Consider the following 16140-nt stretch of genomic DNA (forward strand, 5'->3'; position numbering starts at 1 on the left):
TTTCTCTTTTCCATCCTATCATGGCACTTCAAGAAATGCTAGTCTTCTTCCATGATTATTTTAGCTCGAGACATTTTTGAAAATGGTGTCCATTCATAATAAATCATTCCATTTTTATCTGTTTGAAATTGAGTTACCCCATCTTGTTTTAAGGTAGTTACTGTTTCTTCATGTGGATGATTGAATCGATTATTACGCCCACAAGAAATGATACCATCTGTCGGAGCAATCGTTTGAATAAATAAAGAATCAGATGACGTTTTGCTCCCATGATGACCTACTTTTAATACATCTACTTTCAATGTTGGAAATTGTTTTATCATTTGTTGTTCCCCTTCTTTTTCCAAATCACCTGTAAATAAAAAGCTACGGCCGGATACCTTCGTATAAACCACCATTGAATCTTTATTTTCACCCGTTCCTGGAACAATTGGAGCAAGTATTTTTAAAGAAATCGAACGACTGATCGATGCGCCAGCTAAGATTGGATAGCTTCTTGTTCCCTTGAGTTTTAATCGCTCTAGTATCTGTCGAAAAGCAGGTTTGTTTTCTGTCCCTACAGGGAAATAAAGTGAACGAATCGGAATTTTTTCATTGAGTGCAAGCAAATCACCGCAGTGATCCATATCTCCATGACTAATCAAAACTTTGTCAAGATACTTTACCCCTTTACTTTTCAAATAAGGAATCACCGAATAATCAGCATTCGCTGTTTGCTTTGTTTTAACAGCCCATTTTTCTTTTTCAAAATTAACCTTTCCACCCGTATCAATCAAAATATTTTCTTGATGAAATGGCGTTTGAATAAAGATACTGTCTCCTTGTCCAACATCGATAAAAGCAATCGTCCCCTTAGGAGAAAAATACTTATTGTTCATCAACAACAATAGCCCTGCTCCTATTAAATAGGCTTTTTTTGAACGTATATATATCAAGTGAAGGAAGAAGAAAAGGAAAATACAAATCAACAGAAAAAGCACTGGTGAAAATGCTCCCGTAATCAATGTAAGCGTGCTGTAACGACTTAGCCATTCAAAAACAGATTGTTGAATCACAAAATACAATTCTAAACCATCAATCCATAACTTGATTTTGCAGACAAATGAACTTAACAAACTAATGGTTAACATCGGCAAGATTGCTTTTTCAAAAATTGGTAATAATAAAAAGGTAAAAAGACTACTTGTTAACTGCCATTCAAAAAATGTTAGCCCTATCAAAGGAATCATCGTAATGTTTAACAACAGAGAAAAACAATACATCTGAATATAATGATTCTTTATTCTTGCTACAATAGGATGCACATATAAAATAAAAAAAGATAAACCGTAACTTAACTGGCCACCTGCAGAAAATAATAAATACGGTTGAAAAATCAAGCTGACCATTAATGACACACTCCAACAATCTAACCCAGATAAACACCATTTAAATTTGCGATTTGTAAGTGAAATCATACTTTGCATCAACGCACGAACAACACTGATGGAAAAGCCAGTTAATCCTGCGTAAGCAATTGAAAACAATAGCTGCATCCAAAATAGCCTTTCGCTGGTGATCCCACATCGTAAAAATAAATACCTAAAGCATCCAACAAAAAATGTCACATGCATTCCAGATAAACTAAATAAATGAAGAATACCTAAATTTGCTAACATGCCTTCTTTTTGAGAAAACTCACTAGATTTAAACCCAAAAATCAACGTTTTAAGATGCATTGCTGTTTCTTTCAAAAATGTATCGTCACAGTAATCAATAGCTTTTTTTCTGTAACGACTTAACCAGGCTAAACCATCATAAAGTTTTGAACTTTCAGTTTCAATTTTATAGATACTACTAATCGATAATGTTTGATATATTCCATTTTCTTTTAAATACTTTCGATAATCAAACCCATTGAGATTGGTTTGTGCTAATGGTGTTTCAAATTCACCTGATAGTTTAATTTTTATTGGTCGAGTCTCTTTTTGCCAGCTTAGTTTTTCCTGTTCAGATGTAAGTCGATAAAAGGCCACTACTTTACGTTTTTCTTTTTTTAGTGTAAAGAAACTTCCCTCTAATTGAAGACGATCACCATCGATTTTAAATTTATCAGGTAATACAGATAAGTGTCCTTTCATTTCAGTTGCTTCTGGAAGCTTTTCTTGTTGTTCTTTATCTATGGTTTTAAAGCAAGAAATCGTCAGAATGAATATACACAAAAAACTAATGCTGATAATCGCCTTGTTTCCCGTCCAAAGAACTCGACTAATAAAATAAAACCAAATAGTACCTGTTAGAATGCTTGGTTCTAAAACTAAAAAAACTGTTCCTATAGCTAATAATACTGGAAAAATCCAGTAATTATTGATCTGTTTGAGGTGCTTCTTCCACTGAAGCAGTCTCTTCTTCCCCTAATTGTAATTCAGCAAAGTATTTCTTTGATAGTGTGACTTGATCTACAGTTGCGCCAACTTGCTTGATCAAAGCCATAGCATATTCGTTATTCCGATAATCTTTTAGATAATGTATTTTTTTGATTCCTGCTTGTAAGATCATCTTAGTGCATTGCAAACATGGAAAATGGGTCACATAAATTTCAGCACCTTCCGTCGGAATACCAAACTTAGCACACTGTAAGATGGCATTCATTTCAGCATGGATCGTTCGAACACAGTGACCGTCGACCATATAACAACCGTCATCAATACAATGAACATCTCCGCTAACTGATCCATTATAACCACCAGCAATGATGCGTTTGTCTCTAACTACCGTTGCACCAACTTCTAGACGAGTACAAGTACTTCTTAATGATAATAATACACTTTGTGCCATAAAATATTGATCCCAAGGAATTCGTTCTAATGTCATATTCTGCTCCTTTTTTTGTAAGTATTTATTGTAAAAACTGTTTTTGCTGATTTTCAAATTATTAATAGGATATACAAATAGTAAATTATAGAAAAAGTCTCGTCAAGAACCTGCATAAGATATTTGTAAAATAGTTAGACTTCCATCCCTTTAGCTCAAGTAATATGTTTACGTAGTAATTGACTCTTTTAATTTATCAAAAGTTTTTTCACCAAAACCTGAAATATTCTTTAAATCTTCAATGCTTTTAAACCCATCGTTTTCTTCCCTATAACGAATGATTTCTTGTGCTTTCTTTTGACCAACGCCTGGTAAAGATTGTAATTCAGTCTCACTGGCTTGATTAAGATTGATTTTGCTTGTATCTTTACTTTGGCTTTCTTGTGATGCACTACTTTTCTCAGGCACCTCTACTTCTTCACCTATCTTAGGAACATAAATGATCATCTGATCTACAATTCGCTCAGAAAAGTTGACTTGTTTTGTATCTGCCGTATCGCTTACCCCTCCAGCAAGCATCACAGCGTCCCAGACACGCATATTCGCATTTCCTTCATACATTCCTGGTTTTACCACAGCACCCTTTATATCCACGTATATTTGCTGAGAGTACGAATCTGTCTCGTTTGACTGAGACGAACTGAATAAAGGTACAGCCAACTCATCATCAGGCTGCTTATTAGAAGTGGCATTCACTAAAAAAAAGACAATAATACTACAAGCCATGCTAAGCAAAATTATACCGCCGAATATATACTGCTTGTATTTCTTTAACAACATACGATAATCCATGATTTTCCCCCTTCTAAATAAAGGTACGCATTCTTTTTATTTTTTCATGATAGAAAATAAAAAAGTTCATCGTATAATAGAGTAAGAAGGTGATAAAGATGGAGAAGGAAATTATTTTGTTATTACAAAAGAAAGATTTTTTGGGGTTAGAAAAGTTCATTGATTTTCTTGGTACAGATATCGTTAAATGTATCCGGGCAATCTTAAATCATCCAGAGGAAATAACCTTTCGAAAAGAAACAGAAAATGAGGTTTTTTATCGTATTTGGCAGAAAATTTCTAGTTATGATACAGATAAGAGTAGTTTGAAGACGTGGAGTTTAACGATTACACGTAATATTTGTTTGGATAAAAAACGCTCGATCATTCGTGAACAAAATATTATTCCAATGGCGCAACTACCTGAGCATGCTTCAGAAGATAAATATTTTGAAAAAGAAAACTTCTTGGATTTGTTGAACTATTTAACTGAAGAAGATCAATTGATTTTCCTAAAATACTACTATTATCAAGATGCACCAAGTGACATAGCAAAAGAATTAAAGATGGATGTTTCACAGGTTTATAATCATCTATCCAGAGGACGGAAAAAAATTAAACAACAATTCGATTTGAATGTATAAAAGAGCCTGTTACGCTCTTATATATCTTGTTTTGCGGGCTACACTTTTTAAACTAAGGAGGAATTCCAAATGGCAAATCCATTCAAAGCAGTGATTAATCAACTTAATAACGAAATAGACAAAAATTCAAAAAACGAATTGAATCAACAACAGAAACAGAATCTATTCAATCAAACAAAAATGTATATATTTTTACAAGACTTTATCGAAAAAGTGAAGCCGTACTTAGAAGAAGGAGAAGAAATCCATGCCTATCTCCCTATGACAAATGACGGTCAAAATGCTTCTGCTGTTGGTCTTGGTCTTTTGGGTATGTATCACCCTGAATCAGAAGAAGCAAAAGCTTATGTTAAAAATTTCAATGATCTTAGGGGAAATCGGATTCTGATTTTCACCAATCAACGAATGATTTTTACAACAATCATAGAATTTTTAGATCAAAAAACATTTTTTAGTTATCCTTATACAACAATCAAGGCAATCACATTAAAAGAAAATAAAATGAACTATTTTGATTGGGATGACTCTTTTCCACCTAAACGAGTAGCACTTTACACGTATACTTTTGATTTTGAATCGGAAAATCATATTTTTTCAGAATTATTAGGGCAACGAGATGCTGATATTTTAAAGAGGCAATTATCAGAAATCCCAGCATTGCAAGATATTCTTGTTACGAGAAACATTTACCGAAAACATAAATTTGATCGAGTCGTAAATAATCCTGTATTGGCTTATAAAATTATGTATTCTTTACCTCTTGCAGTTGCTGTGATTTTTCTTATCCTCTTAGCTTTGGGAGGCTTCTTTCACATCGGACCAACGAAATCATTGTTTGATTTTACTACAGAACCTGCTTTGCAAATGATTTCCATGTGGCTTTTATACTAAAATACGTAAAAGAACAACGAAGTAAAAAAGTCTTCGTTGTTCTTTTGCTTATTTTTCTTTCAATGTTTCAAGATAATCCAATGCATCCTGCACATTCTTAACAGGTATGATTTTCATCTTTGTTCCAATTTTTTCAGCAGCGGCTTTTGCTTCTTCATAATTGGTTTTGAGATCTGGTTCAGCTTTTTTCATTTCCTTAGTGATCTCGTCATCAGGTGCAAAGAAGATTTCGGTTTCGTTTTTGCTAGCTGTGACAACCTTTTTGTCAATACCGCCGATCCGGCCAACGACTCCTTGAGTATTGATCGTACCTGTTCCGGCGATTTTATGCCCTTTGCGAATTCCTTTTTGCGTTAATTGCTCATAGGTCTCCAAGGTGAACATCAAACCTGCTGATGGTCCTCCAATATCTCCTGCATCAATTTCAACCGGAACTGAAGACTCGATTTCTGTATGATCAGTTAAGCCAATTCCAATACCTGCTTTTTTATCTGTGGGCAATTCAATCAATTTACCTTCTGCCTCTTTTGACTTACCATCTTGTAAATAGCTTACAGTAACTTTTTGTCCAACCTTTTGATTTTTTACATAATTCACAAATTCTTCACTGCTTTTGAACGTTTTCCCGTCGATGCCTGTAACAGTATCTCCAACAGAAATTTTTCCTTTAAAACTTGAATTATCTTCTATTGCTAAAACATATACACCTTTAAAATTCATTTTATAGGGTACATCAGCGAGTTTTAACGCTTGCTCAATAGCAGCATTTTTTGAAGAATCCATATAATATTGCTGAATTCGATCGTATTCGCTGCTTGTGCTTGATCCCATCAACTCTTCTTTACTAACCAATTCTTCAAAATTCGAAAATTTTGCTTTTAGCGCTGAAGCTAATGTTGCTTTACGAACGCCCACTGTTGTTAAATAAAAGGCACCTGGCTCTGAATCCTTTTTATTGTTCACTGTTACAAATTCTTTTAAATTCTCAGTTGTTCCGGGACCTTCGATGTAATATGGAATAGGGAAAATCATTAGAATGATCAATAATATGATTACTGCAAAAGGCAGCATCGATTTGATCGAAATTTTTTCTTCATGCTCATTCTTCATTTGGCTTCATCTCACGATTCTTTTGGTTTAGTGCTTGATTGACACTCTTTGGTAAATAATTGGAAACATCTCCACCAAATTTCAGCACTTCTTTTAATAAACTCGAACTAATATGCGCATATTTTTCATCTGCTAACAAAAAAATGGTTTCTAATTCAGGTGCTAGGTGATGGTTCATCATCGCAATATCTTTTTCGTACTCGTAGTCTTTTACATTTCTTATTCCTCGAATTAAAAAGTTAGCACCTAAATCTGACGCACTTTCAACAGTAAGCTTTGTTTCTTGAATGATTATTTCCACATTTTCTAAATGTGCGACCGCTTTTTTAATTAAAACAAGTTTTTCTTCAACAGTAAAAAGAGCTTTTTTGTTGGTATTCACAAAAACCCCTACAATGACTTTATCAAATAGTTTCGTGCTCCGTTCAATCAGATCTAAATGACCATTTGTTAAAGGATCGAAACTTCCAGGAAAAAGAGCAATTTTAGTCATTACTTACCTCCTGTCTATAAATTGTTATTTGCGTGATACCATACGTTGTTTCACGAATTTTTACACATGTACCAATATTTTCGGGAAGTTTGACAGATTTATCCGTTTCACAAACAATAACTCCGTCTTCACTTAGTAAATCATACACAAGCATTCGCTCTATTTGCTTTTCAATTTCCTGTTTAGCATACGGCGGATCAAGCAAAACTAAATCGACTTTTGTTTTTTCTTCTTTCAAAAATTCCAATGCTTTATTGGCATCCATTTTCTTGATGATAAACTTGGCTGGTTCTTTTGTTATGTCAATATTTTCTTTAATAATTTTAACGGCAGAGAAGTTTTTTTCAATACAAATCCCTAAATCCATACCTCTAGACACAGCTTCAATTGCAAGACCACCGCTGCCTGCATATAAATCTAATGCCGTTCCTCCATCAAAATATGGACCGATCATATTAAAAATCGATTCTTTTACCTTATCAGTAGTAGGTCGAGTATTATCGCCATCTAGTGCTTTTAAACGCCGTCCCCCATATTCTCCTGAAATAACTCGCATCTTTTTAACGCTCCTTTACATAATCGTCCAATATACGTTAATAGTATATCAAATATACAGAAAAAAAGATGAAAAATGTTTGAAGTTCGTTCACATTTTCCATCTTAATTTTTACACATTTTCAGCTAAACGAATTTGAGTACTTAATTCCTCAACTTCAAAGCCTTCTTCTTTTTCATACTGGTAAGCAGCTTTTGTACCGATTTTTTCAGCAAAATTCATTTCTACATCAGGACGATATGATCGTTCCACTTTACGGACAAAATGCAACCCATTGATTTTAGCTTCTGAACTTTCAATATCTTCTTCATTCATATAGATAACAACGTATTTCATCCGACGAGATACATAGTGAATCAGTCCGAAACGCTTCAATGTTTTCAATTGCTTTAAGCTGTATACCCATACAACCAAACAGCGTCGTTTTTGTATTACAAATTCTTTTTCTTCATTAACTTGCATGACAATTACCTCCACAACCTGAATGGCTCCCTTTTTCAAAGAAAGGATTTCCGGCATCTACTTTAATATCATTTGAAATTGTTTTAGCTACCGCCATACCTACCAAATCTAAAATCGTTTGAATCTCTGTTTCAGAAAAACGGAATTCAGCGACTTCATCACTTACATCCAATGCTCTTTTGGCCTGACGAACTGCTCGTTGTTTAGTACGAAAGTCTGGTGCATGATTCCCATATGCTTCGATCCGTTCAAAGGCATCTTTTGCATCCAAAAATGCTTTTTGTTTGTCTCGTACATCTTTTGATGCATACATTGTTTGACGATTTATTTTATAAGATTCAATGCTGTCACTTGTTAAAATCGCTTGAACAAGTTTTTCTGTTTGATCTTCTATTTCAAAAAGTTTTTCTGTCACTATCATACTTATTCACTTTCCTCTGTTTGAGATATTTCTTTTTCTGTCTCTTGTAATAAGACTAACATACTTGCTTTAGAGAAAGCAACGCCAATATTTTCATTTTCTTGGTGTGCAAAGCGAGAATGATATAATGAATCAGAAAACCACGAAAGCACTGTGAATGTTGGATCATAGATTGGCTCAGTATACATACCTGTCGCTTTTTTCTTATCTAATTGACCAGCTTTCAACAATTTTTGATATTCATCATTCGTCAATGTGAAAATAGCTTCTGCAGTCATTTGTTCTTTGCTAAACTGCCAACTTTCTGCTCGTTCCGGTGAAAGGATATTTTTTTGATTTTTGTTTAAGGTCTCAAAGAGTTTCTGAGCATTCTTTTGACTGTCTGTGTTCGTATAATAGATAGGTAAACCTTCTTTAAGCTTTAACAAATTGATTATTCGGATAACCTGATTACTTTTAACCGCATCAAAACCATTCAACTGTTCATTTATAGGAAGTGGAGTGGCTTCGCCTTCAAGAAGTTGATAGGGCATTAGCGTCAATAATGATTTTTTGTCTAAGTACGTCACAGCTGAAAGTTTACCAGTACCATGATTAAAAAATAAAATAGCAAATGTCTTATTGTCAAAAGCAATTAAAGGACGATAATTCATATCTTCTTCCATTAATTCGACATTATAGCTACTCTCTTTATATGTAAATGCAAAATTTGAATAAATAGTCATCAATTCTGAAACATCTGATAATTTCATTCCAATTGAAAAGGGTGTTGTTGCTTTTGAATCATTAAAAGCTTTGATTGCAGAAATTTTTTCTTCTTGGATATTCACTTCTAAATAATCAGCATCTTCTTCACCATAAATCCAAAGTTCATAACCCATTCCTGTCTTGTGTTTTTCAAGTGGCTCACCAAACTCAGCAATAAAATCAGTGATCTTTTCACCTATATAAGCAGCATAACCAGAAGTTGAAATTTCTTCATAAGGTAAAGCAGTGTGGGAGACGATTGGTCTCCCTTTATCTGCTTCTTGCTGCATTTTATCAGCAGGGAAAAAGACAGGTTGTAAATAACCACCTATCAGGACTACAAAGAAAACGCCTAAGAAAGCTAAAAATCGTTTCATCTTTTCCCCCACTTTTCTTTTAATTTTCTTTTACTTCAATTAATAGATCACCTGAACTGATCGGTTCCTCTTCAAAAACATAGATATGTTCAACTATACCATCAAAACGTGCTTCGATCGTTGTTTCCATCTTCATCGCTTCCGTTACAAGTAAGGCATCCCCTTTTTTAACTTTATCTCCTTTGCTTACTAAAACTTGGAGGACAGAGCCAGACATTGTTGCTCCGATTTGCTCTTTATTGGTTGGTTCAGCCTTACGTTTTGCTTGAACAGAAGATTTGATAGAAGTATCTTTGATAACGACTTCACGACGTTGTCCGTTCAAATTGAAAAATAGTACTCTGTTTCCTTCAATATCGGGATCACCGATTTCATCTAGACGAATAATCAGAGTTTTCCCTTTTTCGATTTGAACTTCTACAGATTCTCCTTGACGAATCCCTTGGAAAAATGTTGGCGTATCCAACAAAGTAACATCACCAAAATTTTGATAAGAGGTACGATAATCCAAGAATACTTGAGGATACATTAAATAGCTCAATATCTCTTCTAGTTTTGGTTCATAGCCGATTTTTTCAGCCAATTCTGCTTTTACTTTATCAAATTTTATAGGTGCTGCTAAACTTCCTGGTCTTTCTGTAAAGGCCGGACGTCCTTTCAAAATAATTTTTTGTAAATCCTTAGGAAATCCGCCTACTGGTTGACCTAGATCTCCTTGGAAAAACGTCACTACTGATTCTGGAAAACTTAATTCTTCTCCATTATCATAGATATCTTGTTCAGTTAAATTATTTTGAACCATAAACAGTGCCATATCACCAACAACTTTTGAAGAGGGTGTCACTTTTACGATATCACCAAACATCAAGTTGACGGTATGATACATTTTTTTAATATCATCCCATTGATGGCCTAGTCCAACAGCTTTAGCCTGTTGTTGTAGATTAGAATACTGTCCACCTGGCATTTCATGCATATAGACTTCTGTTTGTGGTGCATTCAAACCATTTTCAAATGGTTGATAATACATACGAACATCTTCCCAATAATGGTTAATCTTTTGCGTATTGTCGATGTTAACATCTGGTGTACGGTCTCCATTGACTAAAGCATAATATAAACTGCTCATGCTCGGCTGACTTGTTGCACCACTCATTGCACTTGTTGCTACGTCTACGATATCTACACCAGCTTTAGTCGCAGCTGAATAGGTGATAATACCATTACCACTTGTATCATGAGTATGCAGATGAATCGGTAAATCCGTTGTATCTTTTAGCTCACTAATTAAACGATACGCAGCTTGTGGTTTTAATAAACCAGCCATATCTTTGATTGCAATAATATGGGCACCCATTTTTTCAAGTTCTTTTGCCATATTTTTGTAATATTCAACATTATATTTTGCTCTCGTTGGATCATTGATATCACCTGTATAACAAATAGCAGCTTCTGCAATTTTCCCTGTGTCTCTAACTGTTTGAATACTTTTTTCCATTTGTGGTAGCCAATTCAAACTATCAAAAATACGGAAAACGTCAATACCTTGTTTTGCTGACTCTTTAATAAATTCTTCAATAACATTATCTGGATAATTTTGATAGCCAACAGCATTCGATCCTCTAAACAGCATTTGTAATAACGTATTAGGCATTAGCTTACGAATTTTACGTAATCTTTGCCATGGATCTTCATTCAAAAAACGATAAGCAACGTCAAAGGTTGCCCCGCCCCACATTTCACTAGAAAATAGCTCAGGTAATCCTTCACCAGTCAATCGTGCGATTTCTTTGAAATCTTGTGTTCTCACGCGAGTTGCTAATAAACTTTGATGTGCATCACGGAAAGTCGTATCAGTTAATAAAACATTTTCTTGTTTTTTAACCCAATCGATTACGCCTTTTGCACCGTCTTTATCTAAAATATTTTTAGCAGTCACATAATCACTACGTAACTCTAAATCAGTTGGAACACGTGGTGCATCAAAGTATTTTTTCGTTGATTTTTCAATTCCAGGAAACCCATTGACCGTTACTTCGCCAATATATTTCATGGTCTTATTACCACGGTCTCTTAATTTCGGAAATTCAAATAATTGTGGCGTACTATCAATAAATGTCGTTTTGGCTTCACCAGACTGAAATTCAGGATGAGCAATTACTTTGTGTAAAAATGGAATATTAGTTTTAACACCACGAATTCTAAATTCTCTTAAACAACGCTCCATCTTTTGAATTGCTTTTTCAAAAGTGAAACCATGTGTACAAACTTTTACTAAAAGAGAGTCAAAGTATGGTGTCACTACAGCACCTGAATACGCATTCCCTACATCCAACCTAACACCAAAACCACCTGGTGAACGGTACGTATCGATTTTGCCAGTATCCGGCATGAAGTGATTCAGCGGATCTTCGGTTGTGATCCGGCATTGGATAGCAGCTCCATTTAAAGTGATTTGTTCTTGTTGTGGGATCTTCATATCTTTATGTAGATCAAGCCCTTGAGCGATTTGCAATTGAGAGACTACAATATCAATATCTGTAATCATTTCTGTAATTGTATGCTCTACTTGAACACGAGGATTTACCTCGATAAAATAAAAATGATCGCCTTCAACAAGAAACTCAACAGTCCCTGCATTGACATAATTAACATGTTTCATCAGTTGAACCGCAGCATCACAGATTTCTTTACGTTTTTCTTCGTTCATTGACACACATGGCGCAACTTCTACAACTTTTTGATGACGACGTTGAACTGAACAATCACGTTCAAATAAATGAACCACATTTCCATGAGTATCCCCTAAGATTTGAACCTCAATGTGTTTTGGATTTGAGATATATTTTTCTACATAGACCTCATCTGAACCAAAAGCGGCTTTTGCCTCACTTTTAGCTCGATCATAGCCTTCTCTAGCTTCTTTTTCATCGTGAGCTACTCGCATTCCGCGACCACCACCACCAAGTGCGGCTTTAATCATAATCGGAAAACCATGTGTACGGCCGAACTCTAAAACGCCTTCGATTGTATCCACCGGCCCATCAGAACCAGGTATAGACGCAATACCAGCTGCAACAGCCGCTTCTTTTGCTTTGATTTTATCTCCAAAAATGTCTAAGTGATGTAATGAAGGGCCAACAAAAATAAGTCCTTCTTCTTCACAACGACGAGCAAACTCTAAATTTTCGGATAAAAATCCATAACCAGGGTGAATGGCGTCAACACCAGATTTTTTAGCGATCCGGATAATATCTTCCATGTCAAGGTAGGCTTCAATTGGCTTTTTACCTTTACCAACTAAATACGCTTCATCCGCTTTAAAACGATGAACTGAATATTCATCTTCCGCTGCATAGATTGCCACTGTCCCGATGTGCATCTCTGTGCAGGCTCTAAAAATTCGAATTGCAATTTCTCCACGATTTGCTACTAAAACTTTTTTCATTTTTTCACTCCTACCCGTTTTGTTGAGGCTAAAACAGCAGTACCTAGCTCAATTCTCAATTCGAATCCTTCGTGATGCAATCGAATTGGAGCAAAGTAGTCGCTTTTGTTTCATCCTATATTTGTCTTCATTTATTAATTACCAAGTAATTGGTATTCTTGGTCCATTTTTTGCTTTTTCTCGTCTGCGCTGATATTTAGTACAAAAGCGACAGCGATAGAAATAATCAGTACACTATTTCCTCCTTGACTTAAGAAAGGAAACGTTACTCCTGTTAAAGGAATTACACCTGTAATACCACCTAAATTGATAAAAACCTGTAACAGTAACATTGAGCCAATACCGATACACATCAATGAGTTAAATGGTTTTTTAGAGCGCACCCCAACTAAAATAATCCGAGCAATCATAAACATTAAAATTGCTAGTATCATAAGTGACACCAATAAGCCTAACTCTTCAATCGTAATAGCAAAGATAAAATCTGAATGAGCCTCAGGTAAAAAACCTTTTTTCTGAATGCTATTTCCTAAGCCTTTTCCGAACCAACCACCATTATTAATAGCGAAATAAGAATTTGCTAACTGATGTCCTGCATTCCGTTCGTCTTTAAACGGGTTTAAAAAAATTGCAAAACGTTGATACACATATTGATACCGATCTGGAATAAAACTGCCTCCAGTTAAAAGCAAGGTTTGAATCACAGCGATACTACCTATAATGCCAACACCACCAACAAGATATGTGTACATATAATTAACACCGCTGGCAAGCACCATGATAATCACCAATAAAGTCAAAATTGCCGCATTACCTAAATCGGGTTGAATCGCTACAAGGAAAATTAAAAAACCAACCAAAAGCATTGGTCTAAAAACAGCTTTTTTAAATTCTTTGTCGATATATTTCTGTCTTCGACCTAAAATATAAGCTAGGTACCAGATGACCATAATTTTAAGGTATTCGGCTGGTTGCATTGAAAATGACCCAATCTGAATCCAACCTTTAGCACCATTGATCTCAGCCCCTAACTTTGTAAAACGAACAGCTAGAAGTAATACGGATATAACTACAATCGCAAACATAATGAAGCCTTTAATTTGAAAAACAGTAGTTTTCATTTTATAAATAAAAAACATTGCGACCAAACTTAAAAGCCAAAATTGTAATTGCGTGACAACCATTCCAGTTGGCGGTTCTCCTTTGGATACTAGTAAAGAGGATGTTGAACTGTAAACCATAATCAATCCTATCGCACTAAGGACTAAGTACGGGATCAAAATACTATAATCTAACAGATGCCTCTTTTTTATCTTGTTTGGCAAAGTTTAACCCTCCTTGCCAATCTCTTTTTTTTCTTGTGTTTCCTCATAAACGTCACTATATAATTGGTTAAGTTCTTTTTCCAAATCACTTAGCAATTGATGTCCTTCTTTTGAACTTAAAATACCTAATCGAATGGCATAAGTCACTTGACGAGAGAAACCATACATTTGTGTATCTACGACTTCCTCAAAGGCTTTACATTGGGAAATACATAGGCTATTTTTTTGATTACGGATCAACATCATGATCCTTTGTGCATCATCGTTCAACAGCTGAACGGCAAAATCTTTTGAAATGGATTCCATTTGCACTAAAACCTCCCATCTTAATTATGTAATTATAGCATAATTTGTCCATTTATTAACAGAAATTTCCTGAAAATCCCGTGTTTAACAATTTTTTTAATTTTTATGAAACAGAAATAAATGGAAATCTCATTATTCTTACAGATTATAGGGAAAATTAATCAAAGAAATAAGTTGTTTATTATAGATAGCAATAACTAAATTCTATCATTTGATGGATTGAAGCACGACACAAATAGTATCTCAAAGCGTTATTTTTATAACTAGTATTTTTCTTTTATTTCAATTTAAACCATAAACAATTGCGTAATAAATTACATAAAACCAACTTAATGCACCATGAAACACAGCCCAAATAATACTGTGCCAATTCACATACGAAATAACTAAAGCTAATGCACATCCAAATGAAATTCCTGCTTTGGCACTTTCTTTCATAATTGCTCCTCCTAAAATTAATGACTTATTTTATAAAATAATAGTTTAGATTATGATGAAAACCACGTTAGTTAAATGGGATACTTCTTTTTTATTGATTCGTTTAACGAATACATAATTCTATTATTAATAGTAACAGAATCTATTTTAAGAAGCTATCAAAGCAATTAGAAGAGAGGCGTTGTTCTAAAAAAAGACCCTTAAAAGTTAGAATTTTAACTCTTTCTTTAAGGGTCTTTACTATTTAATTTGTTTTTTACCTTAGAATTGTTTTATTTTTTTAAATCAACAACCATTCTACCTTTGATTTTGCCTTGTTCCATTTCTTCAAAGATGTCATTGACTTCATGTAGACAACGTGTTTCTACAACTGGCACTACTTTACCTTCTGCACCAAATTGGAATGCTTCTTCTAAATCTTTACGTGTTCCAACTAATGAACCTACGATTTGAATCCCATCCAATACAGTTTTAACGATTGCTAAATCCATTGTTTCAGGCGGTAATCCAACTGCAACGACTTTCCCAGCAGCTCTTACAGAATCAACCGCTTGGTTAAAGGCAACTTTTGAAACAGCCGTAACAACTGCCGCGTGAGCACCGCCGACTTTCTCTTGAATCCATGCTCCTGCATCGCCATCTGTTAGTGGGTTGCAAACCAAATCAGCGCCTAATTCTTTAGCAAATTCTAACTTATCATCATTGATATCAACGGCAATTACTTTAGCATTAAATACATTTTTAGCATATTGAATCGCTAAATTACCTAATCCACCGATTCCGTAGATAGCAACCCATTGTCCTGGTTTTACATCTGACACTTTGATTGCTTTATAACAAGTAACGCCCGCACATGAAATACTGCTGGCCTGAGCTGGATCTAATCCTTCTGGTACTTTAACAGCGTAGTCAGCTTTAACGATACATTGTTCAGCCATCGCACCATCTACTGAAAATCCAGCATTTTTCACTTGACGACAGAAAGTTTCACGGCCTGTAATACAATATTCACACGTTCCGCATCCTTCAAAGAACCAAGCAATACTTACACGGTCTCCTACTTTAACACTTTCAACGCCAGGAGCAATTTCTTTAACGATCCCGATTCCTTCATGACCGATTACTCGTCCTGGCACTTCACCAAAATCACCATGAGCCACATGTAAGTCAGTATGACAAACACCACAATATTCAACATCCACTAAAGCTTCCCCAGCTTCAAGTGGTCTAAGACTCACTTCCTTGATTTCTACTTTTCCATTATTTTCTTTCGTTACAACAGCTGCTTTCATTCTATC

Annotated in this window: 16 protein-coding genes; 2 read left to right on the forward strand and 14 right to left on the reverse strand. The window is 34.8% G+C overall.

Annotated features, from left to right (window positions below; genetic code table 11):
• Positions 1–38: 38 nt before the first annotated feature.
• From I583_RS07215 to I583_RS07225, 3 genes are all read right to left on the reverse strand, one after another.
• Positions 39–2381 (reverse strand): DNA internalization-related competence protein ComEC/Rec2, encoded by a 2343-nt coding sequence (locus I583_RS07215; protein ID WP_034682804.1) that lies wholly within the window; start codon positions 2379–2381, stop codon positions 39–41.
• A complete protein-coding gene (locus I583_RS07220) occupies positions 2344–2853 on the reverse strand; it encodes a ComE operon protein 2 (RefSeq protein WP_010761160.1) in 510 nt (169 codons plus the stop codon). Before I583_RS07220 ends, I583_RS07215 begins: the two co-directional genes overlap by 38 nt.
• 168 nt (positions 2854–3021) lie before the next feature.
• A complete protein-coding gene (locus I583_RS07225) occupies positions 3022–3645 on the reverse strand; it encodes a helix-hairpin-helix domain-containing protein (RefSeq protein ID WP_010761159.1) in 624 nt (207 codons plus the stop codon).
• 98 nt (positions 3646–3743) lie between these two features.
• Between I583_RS07225 and I583_RS07230 the strand changes: the two genes are divergently transcribed.
• Complete coding sequence (locus I583_RS07230) at positions 3744–4268, forward strand: sigma-70 family RNA polymerase sigma factor (protein ID WP_010761158.1); 525 nt, start codon at positions 3744–3746, stop codon at positions 4266–4268.
• 69 nt (positions 4269–4337) lie between these two features.
• Positions 4338–5159 (forward strand): PH domain-containing protein, encoded by an 822-nt coding sequence (locus I583_RS07235; protein WP_010761157.1) that lies wholly within the window; start codon positions 4338–4340, stop codon positions 5157–5159.
• Positions 5160–5207: 48 nt separating this feature from the next.
• Here the strand turns inward: I583_RS07235 and I583_RS07240 are convergent, their stop codons facing one another.
• From I583_RS07240 to adhP, 11 genes are all read right to left on the reverse strand, one after another.
• Complete coding sequence (locus I583_RS07240; RefSeq protein ID WP_010761156.1) at positions 5208–6269, reverse strand: SepM family pheromone-processing serine protease; 1062 nt, start codon at positions 6267–6269, stop codon at positions 5208–5210.
• Positions 6259–6762, reverse strand: a complete 504-nt coding sequence (gene coaD / locus I583_RS07245; RefSeq protein WP_010761155.1) for a pantetheine-phosphate adenylyltransferase — start codon at positions 6760–6762, stop codon at positions 6259–6261. Before coaD ends, I583_RS07240 begins: the two co-directional genes overlap by 11 nt.
• On the reverse strand, positions 6755–7318 hold the full coding sequence (rsmD, locus tag I583_RS07250) for a 16S rRNA (guanine(966)-N(2))-methyltransferase RsmD (protein WP_010761154.1): 564 nt from the start codon (positions 7316–7318) through the stop codon (positions 6755–6757). Before rsmD ends, coaD begins: the two co-directional genes overlap by 8 nt.
• A gap of 111 nt (positions 7319–7429) precedes the next feature.
• On the reverse strand, positions 7430–7780 hold the full coding sequence (locus I583_RS07255) for a YlbG family protein (RefSeq protein ID WP_010761153.1): 351 nt from the start codon (positions 7778–7780) through the stop codon (positions 7430–7432).
• Positions 7770–8201, reverse strand: a complete 432-nt coding sequence (locus I583_RS07260) for a YlbF/YmcA family competence regulator (RefSeq protein WP_010761152.1) — start codon at positions 8199–8201, stop codon at positions 7770–7772. The genes I583_RS07255 and I583_RS07260 overlap by 11 nt, the downstream gene beginning before the upstream one ends.
• Before the next feature lie 2 nt (positions 8202–8203).
• Positions 8204–9325: a CAP-associated domain-containing protein gene (locus I583_RS07265; RefSeq protein ID WP_010761151.1), complete on the reverse strand. Its 1122-nt coding sequence runs from the start codon at positions 9323–9325 to the stop codon at positions 8204–8206.
• 19 nt (positions 9326–9344) lie between these two features.
• Positions 9345–12773 carry a pyruvate carboxylase gene (locus I583_RS07270; RefSeq protein ID WP_010761150.1) on the reverse strand — a complete coding sequence of 1143 codons (3429 nt, stop codon included), beginning with the start codon at positions 12771–12773 and terminating at the stop codon, positions 9345–9347.
• 134 nt (positions 12774–12907) lie between these two features.
• Positions 12908–14098 (reverse strand): FtsW/RodA/SpoVE family cell cycle protein, encoded by a 1191-nt coding sequence (locus tag I583_RS07275; RefSeq protein ID WP_010761149.1) that lies wholly within the window; start codon positions 14096–14098, stop codon positions 12908–12910.
• Positions 14099–14101: 3 nt separating this feature from the next.
• Positions 14102–14404, reverse strand: coding sequence for an Fpa/YlaN family protein (locus I583_RS07280; RefSeq protein WP_010761148.1), 303 nt, complete (start codon positions 14402–14404; stop codon positions 14102–14104).
• A gap of 282 nt (positions 14405–14686) precedes the next feature.
• A complete protein-coding gene (locus I583_RS16865; protein WP_010761147.1) occupies positions 14687–14842 on the reverse strand; it encodes a hypothetical protein in 156 nt (51 codons plus the stop codon).
• 272 nt (positions 14843–15114) lie between these two features.
• Complete coding sequence (adhP, locus tag I583_RS07285) at positions 15115–16134, reverse strand: alcohol dehydrogenase AdhP (protein ID WP_010761146.1); 1020 nt, start codon at positions 16132–16134, stop codon at positions 15115–15117.
• Positions 16135–16140: the final 6 nt, after the last annotated feature.

This window comes from Enterococcus haemoperoxidus ATCC BAA-382, from assembly GCF_000407165.1.
Lineage (GTDB): Bacteria > Bacillota > Bacilli > Lactobacillales > Enterococcaceae > Enterococcus_L > Enterococcus_L haemoperoxidus.